The sequence below is a fragment of the Stenotrophomonas sp. PS02297 genome (assembly GCF_029959705.1).
Lineage (GTDB): Bacteria > Pseudomonadota > Gammaproteobacteria > Xanthomonadales > Xanthomonadaceae > Stenotrophomonas > Stenotrophomonas nitritireducens.
The window spans coordinates 1-12,956 of record NZ_JASCOS010000010.1; the positions used below are offsets into that span (position 1 = coordinate 1).

Genomic DNA, 12,956 nt, shown 5'->3' on the forward strand with positions numbered 1-12,956 from the left:
TGCCGGCGCGGGCCGGCTGGAGTTTGCACGCCACGCGGGGCGCAACCGCCGGGCTTCGTCGTTCAGGGGGCGGGGGAATCCGCCGCCACGCCACCGATCAGGCGCAGGGTCGTCATCACGCCCAGCGCCAGCGGCGCCGGTTCCTGCCCGGCCGGGGCCAGTTCCACGGTCTGCTGGGCGACGTCGGCGAAACTGCGCACCTGGTAGAGCACGTCCAGCCCGTGCGGGCGGACGCCCGCCGCGCCGCTGGCTGCCGTTCGCCGTGCGGAAGGGTTCCTGCGCGCCGGCTGGAAGCCCGGCAGCTGCCTGACCAGCTCATCGGTGGGCGCGGAGAACTCGCCCACGACCAGCGACGGCTGGTCCGCGTCGGTCGCGCCGATCCAGGCGAGCAGGTCCGCCGCCTGCTGCGCGCGCACCTCCTCGTCGTTGCCGTCCGGCGCGATGCGTGCGATGTAGATGTTGACCACCTTGCGGTCCAGCCGCACGCGCTGCATGCCGGCGGCGGTCAGCTGGCCCTGGCCATGCAGCAGGGTGATGCCGTCTTCCAGCACGTCCAGGCCGGCCAGCACCGCGCTGCCGCGGCGTTGCGCATGGCTGGGCGGGTCGGCGGTGATGAAGTCGCAGCTGTACCTGAGCCGGGTGGCCAGCCAGCACGCGGGATTGGGCGCATCGGGCGACTGCTGTACGTCCTGCACCGCGATCACGTCCGCGCGCAGGTCCGCCAGCAGGGCCTGGATCCGTTCGCGCTGCTGGTTCCACTGCGCGTTGTCCTGCGGCAGGCGGAGGCTGGCGATCCGCAGCACCGGCGTGGCCGGCTCGGCGGCCACGGCGAAGGACAAGGCGAACAGCGCCAGACAGCCCCAGTGCTTCATTGCGACGACCAGTACGGATCTGCCGCCATGCTAGCGTGCGGCCCTGTCTAGGAGCCGTGCAGGCGCTCCACCGGCGCCGTGCGGCAGGCGCGCTGAGGGCCGCTTGCGTTACGCTTGCCCCCTTTGCATCCGCAGGACCGCCTCACAGATGACGAGCAACGACGTGGCAGCAGCGCCCGCCGGCAAGGCCGGCATGCCCCGCCAGATTCCCTACATCATCGGCAACGAAGCCTGCGAGCGCTTCAGCTTCTACGGGATGCGCAACATCCTGGTGCAGTTCCTGATCACCTCGCTGCTGCTGCAGGAGGTCACCGCCAGCGGCCGCGCCGGCGAGGCCAAGGACGTCATGCACAGCTTCATGATCGGCGTGTATTTCTTCCCGCTGCTCGGCGGCTGGCTGGCCGACCGTTTCTTCGGCAAGTACCGCACCATCCTGTGGTTCAGCCTGATCTACTGCGTCGGCCACCTGTGCCTGGCGCTGTTCGAGGGCAGCCGCCAGGGCTTCTTCCTCGGTCTGGGCCTGATCGCGCTGGGCGCCGGCGGCATCAAGCCGCTGGTGGCTTCGTTCATGGGCGACCAGTTCGACCAGTCGAACAAGCATCTGGCCAAGATCGTGTTCGACGCCTTCTACTGGATCATCAACTTCGGTTCGCTGTTCGCCTCGCTGCTGATCCCGCTGGCGCTGAAGAACCTGGGGCCGCAATGGGCCTTCGGCATTCCCGGCATCCTGATGTTCGTGGCCACGTTCGTGTTCTGGCTGGGGCGCCGCCGCTACGTGCTGGTGCCGCTGCCGCCGAAGGACCCGCATTCGTTCGCCAATGTGGTGCGCACCGCGCTGCTGGCGCGCGCGCCGGGGCAGGGCAACGCCGGCCTGCTGGTGGCGCTGACAGGTGCCGCGCTGGCGCTGTGGGCGCTGGCGTTGGCGGTGATGACCCTGGCCGGCCTGCGCGAAGGCGGGCTGGGCGTGGTCATCTACCTGTGCCTGGCGCTGGTGGCGCTGCTGGCCGGCATCGGCGGCGGCACCATGCTGCAGCTGGAGCGCGCCCGCGGCGCGCATCCCGATGCCGCAGTGGAAGGCGTGCGCTCGGTGCTGAAGGTACTGGTGATCTTCGCCCTGACCACGCCGTTCTTCTCGCTGTTCGACCAGAAGGCCTCGACCTGGGTACTGCAGGGCCAGCAGATGGCGATGCCGACGTGGTTCACCGCCTCGCAGATGCAGGCGATCAATCCGCTGCTGGTGATGATCCTGATCCCCTTCAACAACCTGGTGCTGTACCCGGCGCTGCGCCGCTTCGGCTTCGAGCCGACCGCGCTGCGGCGCATGACCGCCGGCATCGCCTTCAGCGGCCTGGCCTGGGTAGTGGTAGGCGGCCTGCAGGTGGTGATGGACGGCGGGAACGCCCTGTCCATCTTCTGGCAGATCCTGCCGTACGCGCTGCTCACCTTCGGCGAGGTGCTGGTGTCGGCCACCGGCCTGGAGTTCGCCTACAGCCAGGCCCCGGCGTCGATGAAGGGCGTGGTCATGAGTTTCTGGAACCTGACCACCACCATCGGCAACCTGTGGGTGCTGCTGTCCAACGCGGCGGTGCGCAACGGCGCGGTGACCGAGCGCATCGCCGGCACCGGGCTGAGCGAGGCCGCGTTCCTGATGTTCTTCTTCGCCGGCTTCGCTTTCGTGGCGGCGCTGGCGTTCGGCCTGTACGCGCGCCGCTACAGGATGGTCGACAACTACCGGGCAGCCTGAACATGCAAGGACCGATAACCCTGCTACTGATCGCCGTCACCAGCCTGGTCTCGTGGCTGGCCTTCAGCAACCGCAAGCTGGCCGATCGGCTGATCCTGTGGCCGCCGGCGGTCGACCGGCATCGCCAGTACGACCGGCTGGTGACCTACGGCTTCATCCACGCCGATTTCTCGCACCTGCTGTTCAACATGGTCACGCTGTTCTTCTTCGGGCGGCTGATCGAGCAGATCATGCTGCGGGTGACCGGCAACTGGTGGACGTATCCGCTGTTCTACCTGGCGGCGCTGGTGGTCTCGATCCTGCCCAGCTACCTGAAGAACCAGAAGAACCCCAATTACCTGAGCCTGGGGGCATCCGGTGCGGTATCGGCGGTGCTGTTCGCCTTCATCCTGATCTCGCCGTGGTCGTTGATCTTCGTGTTCTTCATCCCGGCCCCGGCCATCCTCTATGGCGTGTTCTACGTGGGCTACAGCATCTGGATGGACAAGCGCGGCGGCGACAACGTCAACCACAGCGCGCACCTGGCCGGCGCCGCGTTCGGCGTGATGTTCATGCTGTTCATGGAACCGCAGGTGATGCAGGTGTTCCTGGAGCAGCTGATGAACCCACGCTTCGGGCGCTGAGGACGCGCGCGGCGGGCGCTCAGGCCGGATAGGCCTGCAGCAGCCGCGCGTGGACTTCCTCGTCGATCTTCTCGAATTCCCAGCCCCGGGTTTCGCCGCTGAAGGCAAGCTGGAACAGCCCTTCCAGCAGGATTGCGTCATGGTCGTCGGAGGGCGGCGTGCGCGAAGCGTCGAACGGTACAGGCATGGCGCGGCAAGGAAGAAATGTCCGGGCCGTGGAGCAAGCCGCATGCCAGTGTGTGCTGTCCCTTGGACAGCAAGGGAGACAGGCATTGCAGTGTGCAGGTTGGCGTCGGAAAGTGACGCCCTGCGGCGACACTGCCTGCTTTTCACGTCACACCGGCGTGCAACCCCGGCACAATGGGCGCATCCAGCCCGGGGAGCCCTGCCATGAGCCACGACGATTCCGCGTTTCCGCCCGTCGCGCACGACGCGGCCGCGCATCGCTTCACCCTCGCCGTCGACGGCCAGCAGGCGGTACTCGACTACCAGCTGCGCGACGGCGCGATGGTCATCACCCACACCGGCGTACCCGACGCGCTCGGCGGCCGCGGCATCGCTGCGCTGCTCACCCGCGCCGCGCTGGCGCACGCGCGCGCAGGCGGCCTCAAGGTGGTTCCCGAATGCAGCTATGCGTCGGCCTTCATGCAGCGCCATGGAGAATATGCGGACCTGCTGGGATAATCCGCGCCGGACGCGGTTCCGGGTGGAACCGCGCGATCCATCGAGAAAGGAAAGGACATGAAAAGGTTGGGACAGGGAGCCTGCGCGGCGGCATTGGTCGTGCTGGCGATGGCCGGATGCAGGAAGGACGACACGCAGGCGCCGGCGGTAGCCACGGACGGGGCGCCGGCCGCAGCGGCGCCGGCCGATGCCGCGCCGACGGCGGTGGAACTGCATGACGTGATCGAGACCAATGCCCGCTATGTGCTGGGCATCAGCTATCCGCCTGCCGCCAACAAGTACCCCGGCCTGGCCCAGGCCCTGTCCGACTATGCCGAGCATGCCAAGGCCGAACTGCTCAAGGCGGTGGACGAACTCGGCAACGACAAGCCCACCGCGCCGTATGAACTGTCGTTGGCCTTCGACATGGCCGTGGACACGCCGCGCGTGGTGGCGGTGTCGGCCGAAGGCAGCAGCTACACCGGCGGCGCGCATGGCCAGCCGCTGGAGGCGCGTTTCGTCTGGCTGCCGGAGAAGGCGCAGTTGCTGACCGCGCAGTCCCTGCTCGATTCGCCCAAGGGCTGGCAGGCGGTCAGCGACTACACCAGCGACAAGCTGCTGGAGCAGGCGACGGTCCGCGCGCAGGGCGAGGAGATGACGCCGGAGGAGCAGCAGGCCCAGGTGCGCAACCTGTCGAAGATGATCGACGAGGGCACGGCGCCGGAGGCCGCCAATTTCGCGCAGTTCCAGCCGGTGATGGACGCCGCTGGGCGCATCGCTGCGCTGCGTTTCGTTTTCCCGCCGTACCAGGTCGGTCCGTATTCGGACGGAACGCAGACCGTGGACGTGCCGGCCGCCGTGCTGCTGCCATACGTGGCGGCCGACTACCGGGAGCTGTTCGCACACCCTTGAGCCGTGGAGGCCAGCGATGGATGCAGGGCTGCAACGACGTGTCGAAGCACTGCTGCACGAGGCGGGCATCACCCCCGGCGGTGAGCGCCCGCAGGACATCGAGATCCTCGACCCGCGCTTCCATGCGCGGGTGCTGGCCGAAGGCTCGCTCGGCCTGGGCGAGAGCTACATGGATGGCTGGTGGCAGGTGCGTTCGCTCGATGCCTTCCTGACCCACCTGCTGGCGGCGCGGCTGGACGAGCGCGTGCACGGCGGCGGCGAAGTCTGGGATGCGCTCAAGGCCAGACTGTTCAACCTGCAGGCCGGGCAGGGCAGTTATGAAGTCGGCAGGCGCCATTACGACCTTGGCAACGACCTGTACCGGGCGATGCTCGGCAAGCGGCTGGTCTACAGCTGCGGCTACTGGCGCCAGGCCGGCAACCTGGACGACGCGCAGGAAGCCAAGCTCGACCTGATCTGCCGCAAGCTCGAGCTGCGCCCGGGCATGCGCGTGCTGGACATCGGCTGCGGCTGGGGCGAGGCGTTGAAGTACGCCGCCGAACGCCACGGCGTGGAAGGCGTGGGCATCACCATCTCGCAGGAACAGGCCGAATTCGCGCGTGGCTTGTGTGCCGGCCTGCCGGTGGAAATCCGCCTGCAGGATTACCACGAGCTGGACGAACCATTCGACGCGATCCTGTCGGTAGGCATGTTCGAGCACGTCGGGGTCAAGAACTACCGCGGCTATTTCGACGTGGCGCGGCGCTGCCTGCGCGAGGACGGATTGTTCCTGCTGCACAGCATCGGCGGCAACGTCAGCCGCGATCGCACCGACCCATGGATCGCCCGTTACATCTTCCCCAATTCGATGCTGCCCTCGGCCGCGCAGATCACCGCGGCGATGGAGGGCCTGTTCGTGCTGGAGGACTGGCACAACTTCGGCACCGACTACGACCGTACGCTGCAGGCATGGCAGGCCAACGTGGAAGCGGCCTGGGAACGGCTGGATCCGCGCTACGACGAACGTTTCCGGCGCATGTGGCGTTTCTACCTGGCCGCCTCGATGGCGAGCTTCCGCACCCGCCACGCGCAGCTCTGGCAACTGGTGCTGTCGCCGCGCGGCGTGGCGGGTGGCTACGTCGCGCCACGCTAGTGCGGACGGGGCGGGAGAGCGTCGGCGACCGTTCCGGCGTCGCCCGGATGAGGCCCGAAGGGCCACGGCCATGGGACGCGGCAACAAAAAAGCCGCCCGGCGAACCGGGCGGCTTCAGGCAGGCGGCGATACGGAGGCTTACTTGCCTTCGGCGCCGCTCAGGCCACGCTTCTCCAGCAGCGGCCCGATCTGCGGATCGTGGCCGGCGAAGTCGCGGAACAGCTGCATCGCATCGACGCTGCCGCCGCGCGACAGCAGGGTCTTGCGGAAGTGGTCGCCATTGGCGCGCGACAGACCGCCGTGGTCGCGGAACCACTTCTGGGTGTTGGCGTCGAGCACTTCGGACCAGATGTAGGCGTAATAGCCCGCCGAGTAGCCGCCCATGATGTGGCTGAAGTAAGTGGTGCGGTAACGCGGCGGCACCGCTGCGTAGTAGATGCCGTCCTTGACCAGGGCGTCATGCTCGAACTTGACCACGTCGTGCGGCGCGGGGACCTGGTCCACGCCGATCTGGTGCCAGTTCTGGTCCAGCATCGCCGCGCCCAGGTATTCGGTGGTGGCGAAGCCCTGGTTGAACTTGGAAGCGGCGATCACCTTGTCCAGCAGCGCCTGCGGCATCGCCGAGCCGTTCTCGTGGTGCCTGGCGTAGTTGGCCAGGATGGTCGGCTCGTCGGACCACATCTCGTTGACCTGCGAGGGGAACTCGACGAAGTCGCGCGGCACGGCGGTGCCCGAGAAGTAGGGGTACTTCACGTTCGAGAACATGCCGTGCAGGGCATGGCCGAACTCGTGGAACGTGGTGTTGACCTCGTCCCAGGTCAGCAGGGTCGGCTGGCCGGCCGGCGGCTTGGGGATGTTGAGGTGGTTGGCGACCACCGGCTTGTTGCCGGTCAGCGCCGACTGCGACACGTAGGAGTTCATCCACGCGCCACCCCGCTTGGACTCGCGCGCATACGGATCGAAGATGAAGATCGCCAGCTGGCTGCCATCGGCATCGAACACGTCGTAGACGGTGACGTCGTCGTGGTACACCGGCAGGTCGGTGCGCTGCTTGAAGCTCAGGCCGTATTCCTTGCCGGCGGCGAAGAACACGCCGTTCTCCAGCACGTTCTTCAGTTCGAAGTACGGCTTGAGCTGCGATTCGTCGAAGTCGTACTTGGCCTGGCGCACCTTCTCGCTGTAGAAGGCCCAGTCCCACGGCTGCAGCTCGAAGCCCGGCTTGCCGGCGGCCTTCTGCTCGCGGTCGATCATGGCCTGCAGGTCGGCGGCCTCGCGCCTGGCGTTGGCCACTGCGGCCGGGGCCAGCTGGCCCAGCATGGCGTTGACCGCTTCGGGGGTCTTGGCGGTCTGGTTGCCCAGGCCGTAGGCAGCGTAGTTCGGGAAGCCCATCAGCGCGGCCTTCTGCGCACGCAGGGTCATGATCCGCGAGACCAGCGCGGTGTTGTCGTACTCGCCGCCCTTGCTGCCGCGCGAGACCGAGGTTTCGTGGATCTTCTGGCGCAGCGCGCGGTCGGTGAGGTTGGTCAGCGCCGGCTGGCCGGTGGTGTTGAGCAGGGCGATGACGTACTTGCCGTCCAGCTTGCGCGCCTTGGCGGCTTCCGCGGCGGCGGCGATCTGGCCGGCCGACAGGCCGTCCAGCTGCTTCACGTCATCGACCACGATGTAAGAGGCGTTGACCTCGGCCAGCACGTTCTGGCTGAACTTCGTGCCCAGGTTGGCCAGTTCGGCGTTGATGTCCTTGAGCTTGGCCTTGTCGGCATCGGACAGCTTGGCGCCGGCGCGGACGAAGTTATCGTGGTACTTCTCGACCAGGCGCAGGCCTTCGGCGTCCAGGCCCAGCTTGGCGCGGTTGCCGTAGAGCGCCTGGATGCGCGAGAACAGCTTGCCATTGAGGTTGATGGCGTCGCTGTGGGCGGCGAAGCGGGCCGAATAGTCGGCCTGCAGCTTCTTGCGCGCGTCGTTGGTGTCGGCGCCGATCAGCGAGAAGAAAACGGTGGTGGCGCGGTCGAGGACGGCGCCGCTCTTCTCCAGCGCGATCAGGGTGTTGTCGAAGGTCGGGGCGGCCGGATTGTTGGCGATCGCCTCCACTTCCTTGAGCTGCTGCGCCATGCCGGCGTCGAAGGCCGGCGCGAAGTCGCTGTCCTTGATCCTGTCGAACTGCGGGTAATGCAGCGGCAGCGGGCTCTCGGCGAAGAACGGGTTGGCCTGCTGGGCCTGCTGGCCGGCGGCGGCATTCGCGGCCAGGCTGTAGGCCGGCAGGGCAACGCCCAGGGACACGGCGAGGGCGAGAGCGAGGCGGGTGTTCAAGTCGGAAACTCCGGAAAATACTGAACCCTCAGGTTAACCCGGCGACAGTGGCCGGGGGGTGTGTCGAATGGCAGGGTTGCGGCGAAAAGCCGTCTGTTGCAAACCGTTGGCCTCCTGATGGCGTAGGCTGGACGCCCGCTTCAGGGAGCCGGCCATGGCCATAGCCTTCGATTTCGAACTCACTGCGCTGGATGGCGCGCGGCTGCCGTTGGCGGCGTTCGCCGGCAAGGCGCTGCTGATCGTCAACACCGCCTCCAAGTGCGGCTTCACCCCGCAATACGAGGGGCTGGAACGGCTGTGGCGCGAGTTCGGACCGCGTGGACTGGTCGTGCTGGGCTGCCCCTGCGACCAGTTTGGTCACCAGGAGCCGGGCGACGCGGCCGAAATCGGCGCGTTCTGCAGCCTCAACTATGGCGTCAGCTTCCCGATGTCGGCCAAGCTGCAGGTCAACGGCGCCGATGCCCACCCGCTATGGCGCTGGCTGCAGCGCGAGAAGCGCGGCGCGCTCGGGATCGCCGCGATCAAGTGGAATTTCAGCAAGTTCCTGGTCGGCCGCGACGGGCGGGTGATCGCCCGTTATGCGCCGACCGCGCGCCCGGAATCGCTGGAAGACGATATCCGGGCGGCGCTGGGCTGAATCAGGTCACCAGTTCCAGCCGGCGGACGTTCTTCAGGTCGACATGCTGGCGCGCTACCCACAGGTCGTAGGCATCCTGCATCGCCAGCCAGCTTTCCGGGCTGCGGCCCGGGACCTTGGACAGGCGCAGCGCCATTTCCGGGCTGATCCGGCTGCCGCCGTTGAGCACGCGGCTGAGCGTGGAGTCCGCGACCCCCAGCTTCCCGGCCAGTTCGCGGCCGCTGATGTCGTTGGGTTCGAGGTAGACCCCGGTGATGAATTCACCGGGGTGCGGGGGATTGTGCATGTTCATCAGTGGTAGTCCGCATAGTCCAGCACGTAGGCATTGCTGTCCTTGAACTCGAAGGTGATGCGCCAGTTGCCGTTGACGGCAATGGATCAGCGCCCTTTCATTCCGCCTTTCAGCGGGTGCAGGCGGAAACCCGGAATGTCCATGTCCTCGATGGTCTGCGCGGTATCAAGCGCGGCCAACTGTATGCGCCGCCGCTTGGCATGATCGGACTGCACGCCGGCGGTGCTTCCTGTCTCGAAGGGTCTGCACAGTCCCTTGTGCCGGAACGACTTGATCATGCATCCGATCACAGCATGTTGCGCATCGCGCAACATGCTGGGCCTCCCTCAAGGGGCTGGCCGGTGTGTGGATGCAGGAGGATGGCCCGGTGCGCTTGCGCACCGGGCCATGGCGCTTCAGGCCGGCGTCGCGTTGCCGGCTTCTTCGAGCAGATCCTGCTGCTGCAGCCTGACCCGGGTCGGGTCGCCATCCTGCGCCATCGCCCGCTGCAGGGCGCGGCGGGTGGCGGCCGTGACCAGCGACTGCAGGTCGCGGCCGGACCTGCCTTCGGTGGCGGCGGCCAGTTCGCCCAGCACGTCCTCGACCGCGAAATCCAGCGGCTTGCCGGCCAGCTGCAGGCGCAGGATGGCGGCGCGGGCGTCGGCGTCGGGCAGGCCGATCCGGATCTTGCGTTCCAGGCGCGAGAGCAGGGCGCTGTCGATGGCGTCGGGGTGATTGCTGGCGGCCAGCAGGAAGACCTGCCCCTGGCGGGTACTGATGCCGTCCAGCTCCTGCAGCAGCTGGGCGACGATCTCGGCGTTGAGTTTGTCCGAATTGCCGCTGCCGCGCGGCGGGGCGATGGTGTCGATCTCATCAAGGAACACGATGCACGGCGCCTGCGCGCGCGCCTTTTCGAACAGCTGCTTGACCCGTGCGCCGCCGTCGCCGATGAACTGCCCCTTCACGTCGGTGGAGGAGGCGGCGATGAACGACAGCCCGGACTGGCTCGCCAGCACGCGCGCGATCTGGGTCTTGCCGGTGCCCGGCGGGCCGTAGAGCAGGATGCCGCGCGGCACCGGGATGTTCATCCGCGCCAGTTCCTCGGCGTGCAGCAGTTCCTTGCCCAGGCTCTCGAACTCGGCGCGGGTGGATGCCGGCAGGATCACGTCGTCCCAGCCCAGCGCCTGCACCGAGGTCGAGTTCTTGCCGCGCAGGCGGGCGATGGCGGCGCTGAAGTCCTCCAGCGACGGGCGCCCGGCCGGGTGGGTGGCGACCACGCTGGTCACCAGCGTGGACAGGTCGCGCCCGGACATGCCGCTGGTTTCGCGCACCAGCGCTTCGGTCACGGGCAGCGCCAGCTGGGCCTTGCCAAACTCGGCCGAAAGGATGCGTTCGCGGGCGCCGGCATCCGGCGCCGGCAGTTCGATGGAAACCGTGAAGCGCGACAGCACCGCATCGTCGATCAGTTCGCGGCGGTTGGTCGCGCCGATCACCAGCACGTTGCCGCCGCCCTGGTTGAAGCCGTCCCACTCGGCGATGAAGGTCTGCACCAGCTCGTTGCCGAAGTTGTCGGTGTCGCGGCTGCCGCGGCGGGCGAAGGCGCTCTCGCATTCGTCCACGAACAGGATCGTCGGGCCCTGGCCGCGCGCCTGTTCCCACAGCTTCTTGACCTTGGGCCCGGTATGGCCGATGTGCTCGCCCTTCAGGTCGGCGATGGTCACCGCCACGAAGTTGCAGTCCACGTGCTGGGCCAGCTTGCGGGCGATCAGGGTCTTGCCGGTGCCGGGCGGCCCCCACAGCAGCATGCCCTTGGGCAGCGGCGGCTGGCCGGCGGCGAAGCGGTCGACCAGCTTGATGACCTGCTCCAGCGTTGTTTCGGGAATGGCCACGTCCTGCCAGTTGGCCTCCAGCTTGTCCAGCGAGGCCAGGCGGGTGAGCAGCGACTGCTGTATCTGCTGTTCGCGTTCGTACGGGGCGCTGAGTTGCTGCAGTTCGATGATGGGCTGGGCGAACGGCGCCAGCTGCGGCGCCAGCGCGGCGGCCAGCGGTTCCCACGTGGCGCGGTGCGCGTCGACCTCGGCGCGGACCCGCACGAAACCGCCCGGATGGCCGTTGAGGGGCAGGCGGATGAAGATGTCCGAGTCCTTGTCGGCGGGGATGTCGGTGGTCAGGCCGACCATCGCCGCATTGGAATGGTCGCGCTTGTCGGACAGCTGCCAGCTGGTGCCGAGCTTATCCGCCGACGGTGCCGGCGCGCGCACCACCGGGTAGGGATGGGAGCGGCCGTCCTCGTGCTTCTTGCCGAAGGCGTTCAACTGCAGCTGGCGCCTGCCCAGTTCGTCGATCGACGCGAGGATGGGCGCGGCATTGCGCCGCGCCAGCCGGCGCCGGCCCAGCCAGACCAGGAAGGCATACAGGACCAGTGCCGGCGGTATGAGCGCGAGCGGCAGCAGCAGGAGGTCGAGCGGGAACGGCAGCATGTAGCGGAAGTGGTAGATCAGGCCGCCGACCCGGTCATACATCAGCAGGCTGCCCAGCAACGCTGCCCAGGCGAACAGGCGCAAGCCACCGGTGCCCAGCGTCGCCTTCAGGCTCAACGCCGCTCCCAGCGTGCCCTTGCGGGCGGCCTGCATCGCATCGCGGCGTGCCTGTTCCAGCCCCTGCTCGAACGCCGGGCGCATGGCCTGCGCGGCCTGGCAGGCGTTGGGATAGGCCGTGGCAAGCGCCTGTTTGGCGCTGTCGAGGCGTTGCCGGCACTGGGCCAGTTCTTCAAGCAGCACGGTGCGCTGGTTGTCGATGAAGCTGCTGCGTGAAGCACTTGGACCCATGAATGTTTTTCCTGGAAAGAAAACGGCCGGATCTTCGTGATCCGGCCGGTACGTTAAACGATCGACATGGCGCTTCAAAGGCGCCCGTCTGTAGGTGAATCCCCTACGGGTCTACTTTTCGACGAATGCGCGCTCGAACACGTAATGCCCGGGCGAGCCGATGCGCGGCGAGACCTCGAAACCGCGCGCGTCCAGCACGCTGCGCAGGTCGGCCAGCATCTGCGGGCTGCCGCAGATCATGAAGCGGTCGTTGGCCGGATCGAACGCCGGCAGCCCGAGCGTCCTGGGCATTTCCCCGCTTTCGATCAGCGTGGTCAGGCGGCCCTGGTTGCGGAACGGTTCGCGGGTGACCGCCGGGTAGTACAGCAATTTGTCGCGGACGATGTCGCCTAGTATCTCGTCCTCGAACAGCTCCTTCTCGAAGTAGTCGCGGTAGGCCAGGTCGCGCTCGAAGCGCACGCCGTGGCAGACGATGACCTTGTCGAAGCGCTCGTAGGTCTCCGGGTCCTTGACGATGCTCAGCCACGGCGCCAGGCCGGTGCCGGTGCCCAGCAGGTACAGGTGCCTGCCCGGATGCAGGTCGGAGATCAGCAGGGTGCCGGTCGGCTTCCTGCCGACCAGGATGGTGTCGCCCACCTTCAGGTGCTGCAGGCGCGAGGTCAGCGGGCCGTCCTGCACCTTGATGCTGAAGAAGTGCAACTGCTCTTCCCAGTTGGCGCTGGCGATGGAATAGGCGCGCATCAACGGGCGGGCGCCCTCGTTTTCCAGGCCGATCATCACGAACTGGCCGTTCTCGAAGCGGAAGCCGTTGTCGCGGGTGGTGGAGAAGCTGAAGTAGGCGTCCGTCCAGTGACGGACTTCAAGCACCGTCTCGGTGCCGTAAGCGGAAGACATGCCGGGATTCGTGGGGTGTGATAAACCCCCGCATTCTAGCAAACCGGCCCGTTCCGGCCGGGATGCGACGATT

At 67.5% G+C, this 12,956-nt stretch carries 12 protein-coding genes and 1 pseudogene; 6 read left to right on the forward strand and 7 right to left on the reverse strand.

What is annotated here, in order from left to right; translation table 11 throughout:
- Nucleotides 1-62 precede the first annotated feature (62 nt).
- Entirely contained in the window at nucleotides 63-872 is an 810-nt protein-coding gene (locus QMX80_RS04075) for an endonuclease/exonuclease/phosphatase family protein (RefSeq protein ID WP_282275423.1), read from the reverse strand.
- Between the two features lie 148 nt (nucleotides 873-1,020).
- On the opposite strand from QMX80_RS04075, the gene QMX80_RS04080 reads away from it, so the two are divergent.
- Nucleotides 1,021-2,616 (forward strand): oligopeptide:H+ symporter, encoded by a 1,596-nt coding sequence (locus QMX80_RS04080; RefSeq protein WP_055769298.1) that lies wholly within the window; start codon nucleotides 1,021-1,023, stop codon nucleotides 2,614-2,616.
- Nucleotides 2,617-2,618: 2 nt separating this feature from the next.
- A complete protein-coding gene (locus tag QMX80_RS04085; RefSeq protein ID WP_055769296.1) occupies nucleotides 2,619-3,239 on the forward strand; it encodes a rhomboid family intramembrane serine protease in 621 nt (206 codons plus the stop codon).
- Nucleotides 3,240-3,258: 19 nt separating this feature from the next.
- Here the strand turns inward: QMX80_RS04085 and QMX80_RS04090 are convergent, their stop codons facing one another.
- Nucleotides 3,259-3,426: a hypothetical protein gene (locus QMX80_RS04090; RefSeq protein WP_162838906.1), complete on the reverse strand. Its 168-nt coding sequence runs from the start codon at nucleotides 3,424-3,426 to the stop codon at nucleotides 3,259-3,261.
- 173 nt (nucleotides 3,427-3,599) lie between these two features.
- On the opposite strand from QMX80_RS04090, the gene QMX80_RS04095 reads away from it, so the two are divergent.
- The 3 genes from QMX80_RS04095 to cfa are packed head-to-tail and all read left to right on the forward strand — an operon-like array spanning nucleotide 3,600 to nucleotide 5,946.
- Nucleotides 3,600-3,923 carry a GNAT family N-acetyltransferase gene (locus QMX80_RS04095; protein WP_200911370.1) on the forward strand — a complete coding sequence of 108 codons (324 nt, stop codon included), beginning with the start codon at nucleotides 3,600-3,602 and terminating at the stop codon, nucleotides 3,921-3,923.
- A gap of 57 nt (nucleotides 3,924-3,980) precedes the next feature.
- On the forward strand, nucleotides 3,981-4,814 hold the full coding sequence (locus QMX80_RS04100; RefSeq protein ID WP_282275433.1) for a DUF3298 and DUF4163 domain-containing protein: 834 nt from the start codon (nucleotides 3,981-3,983) through the stop codon (nucleotides 4,812-4,814).
- A 16-nt stretch (nucleotides 4,815-4,830) separates the two neighbouring features.
- The gene (cfa, locus tag QMX80_RS04105; RefSeq protein ID WP_282275434.1) at nucleotides 4,831-5,946 is read left to right on the forward strand and encodes a cyclopropane fatty acyl phospholipid synthase; all 1,116 of its coding nucleotides are present in this window, start codon (nucleotides 4,831-4,833) and stop codon (nucleotides 5,944-5,946) included.
- 138 nt (nucleotides 5,947-6,084) lie between these two features.
- Here the strand turns inward: cfa and QMX80_RS04110 are convergent, their stop codons facing one another.
- A complete protein-coding gene (locus QMX80_RS04110; RefSeq protein WP_282275435.1) occupies nucleotides 6,085-8,253 on the reverse strand; it encodes a M3 family metallopeptidase in 2,169 nt (722 codons plus the stop codon).
- A 154-nt stretch (nucleotides 8,254-8,407) separates the two neighbouring features.
- Between QMX80_RS04110 and QMX80_RS04115 the strand changes: the two genes are divergently transcribed.
- Nucleotides 8,408-8,890, forward strand: coding sequence for a glutathione peroxidase (locus QMX80_RS04115; RefSeq protein ID WP_282275436.1), 483 nt, complete (start codon nucleotides 8,408-8,410; stop codon nucleotides 8,888-8,890).
- Nucleotide 8,891: 1 nt separating this feature from the next.
- Here QMX80_RS04115 and QMX80_RS04120 read toward each other — a convergent pair whose 3' ends face one another.
- From QMX80_RS04120 to QMX80_RS04135, 4 genes and pseudogenes are all read right to left on the reverse strand, one after another.
- Nucleotides 8,892-9,182, reverse strand: a complete 291-nt coding sequence (locus QMX80_RS04120) for a HigA family addiction module antitoxin (protein WP_282275437.1) — start codon at nucleotides 9,180-9,182, stop codon at nucleotides 8,892-8,894.
- Nucleotides 9,182-9,496, reverse strand: a pseudogene (locus QMX80_RS04125) (type II toxin-antitoxin system RelE/ParE family toxin). Before QMX80_RS04125 ends, QMX80_RS04120 begins: the two are co-directional and overlap by 1 nt.
- Before the next feature lie 81 nt (nucleotides 9,497-9,577).
- Nucleotides 9,578-11,989: an ATP-binding protein gene (locus QMX80_RS04130; protein WP_055769282.1), complete on the reverse strand. Its 2,412-nt coding sequence runs from the start codon at nucleotides 11,987-11,989 to the stop codon at nucleotides 9,578-9,580.
- Nucleotides 11,990-12,100: 111 nt separating this feature from the next.
- Nucleotides 12,101-12,883 (reverse strand): ferredoxin--NADP reductase, encoded by a 783-nt coding sequence (locus QMX80_RS04135; protein WP_055769280.1) that lies wholly within the window; start codon nucleotides 12,881-12,883, stop codon nucleotides 12,101-12,103.
- Between the last annotated feature and the right edge of the window lie 73 nt (nucleotides 12,884-12,956).

Coding starts and splice junctions, on each gene's coding strand:
- QMX80_RS04085 (WP_055769296.1), top strand. CDS start 2,619: ATGCAAGGACCGATAACCCTGCTACTGATCGCCGTCACCAGCCTGGTC.
- QMX80_RS04080 (WP_055769298.1), top strand. CDS start 1,021: ATGACGAGCAACGACGTGGCAGCAGCGCCCGCCGGCAAGGCCGGCATG.
- cfa (WP_282275434.1), top strand. CDS start 4,831: ATGGATGCAGGGCTGCAACGACGTGTCGAAGCACTGCTGCACGAGGCG.
- QMX80_RS04115 (WP_282275436.1), top strand. CDS start 8,408: ATGGCCATAGCCTTCGATTTCGAACTCACTGCGCTGGATGGCGCGCGG.
- QMX80_RS04120 (WP_282275437.1), bottom strand. CDS start 9,182: ATGAACATGCACAATCCCCCGCACCCCGGTGAATTCATCACCGGGGTC.
- QMX80_RS04100 (WP_282275433.1), top strand. CDS start 3,981: ATGAAAAGGTTGGGACAGGGAGCCTGCGCGGCGGCATTGGTCGTGCTG.
- QMX80_RS04130 (WP_055769282.1), bottom strand. CDS start 11,989: ATGGGTCCAAGTGCTTCACGCAGCAGCTTCATCGACAACCAGCGCACC.
- QMX80_RS04135 (WP_055769280.1), bottom strand. CDS start 12,883: ATGTCTTCCGCTTACGGCACCGAGACGGTGCTTGAAGTCCGTCACTGG.
- QMX80_RS04090 (WP_162838906.1), bottom strand. CDS start 3,426: ATGCCTGTACCGTTCGACGCTTCGCGCACGCCGCCCTCCGACGACCAT.
- QMX80_RS04075 (WP_282275423.1), bottom strand. CDS start 872: ATGAAGCACTGGGGCTGTCTGGCGCTGTTCGCCTTGTCCTTCGCCGTG.
- QMX80_RS04095 (WP_200911370.1), top strand. CDS start 3,600: ATGGGCGCATCCAGCCCGGGGAGCCCTGCCATGAGCCACGACGATTCC.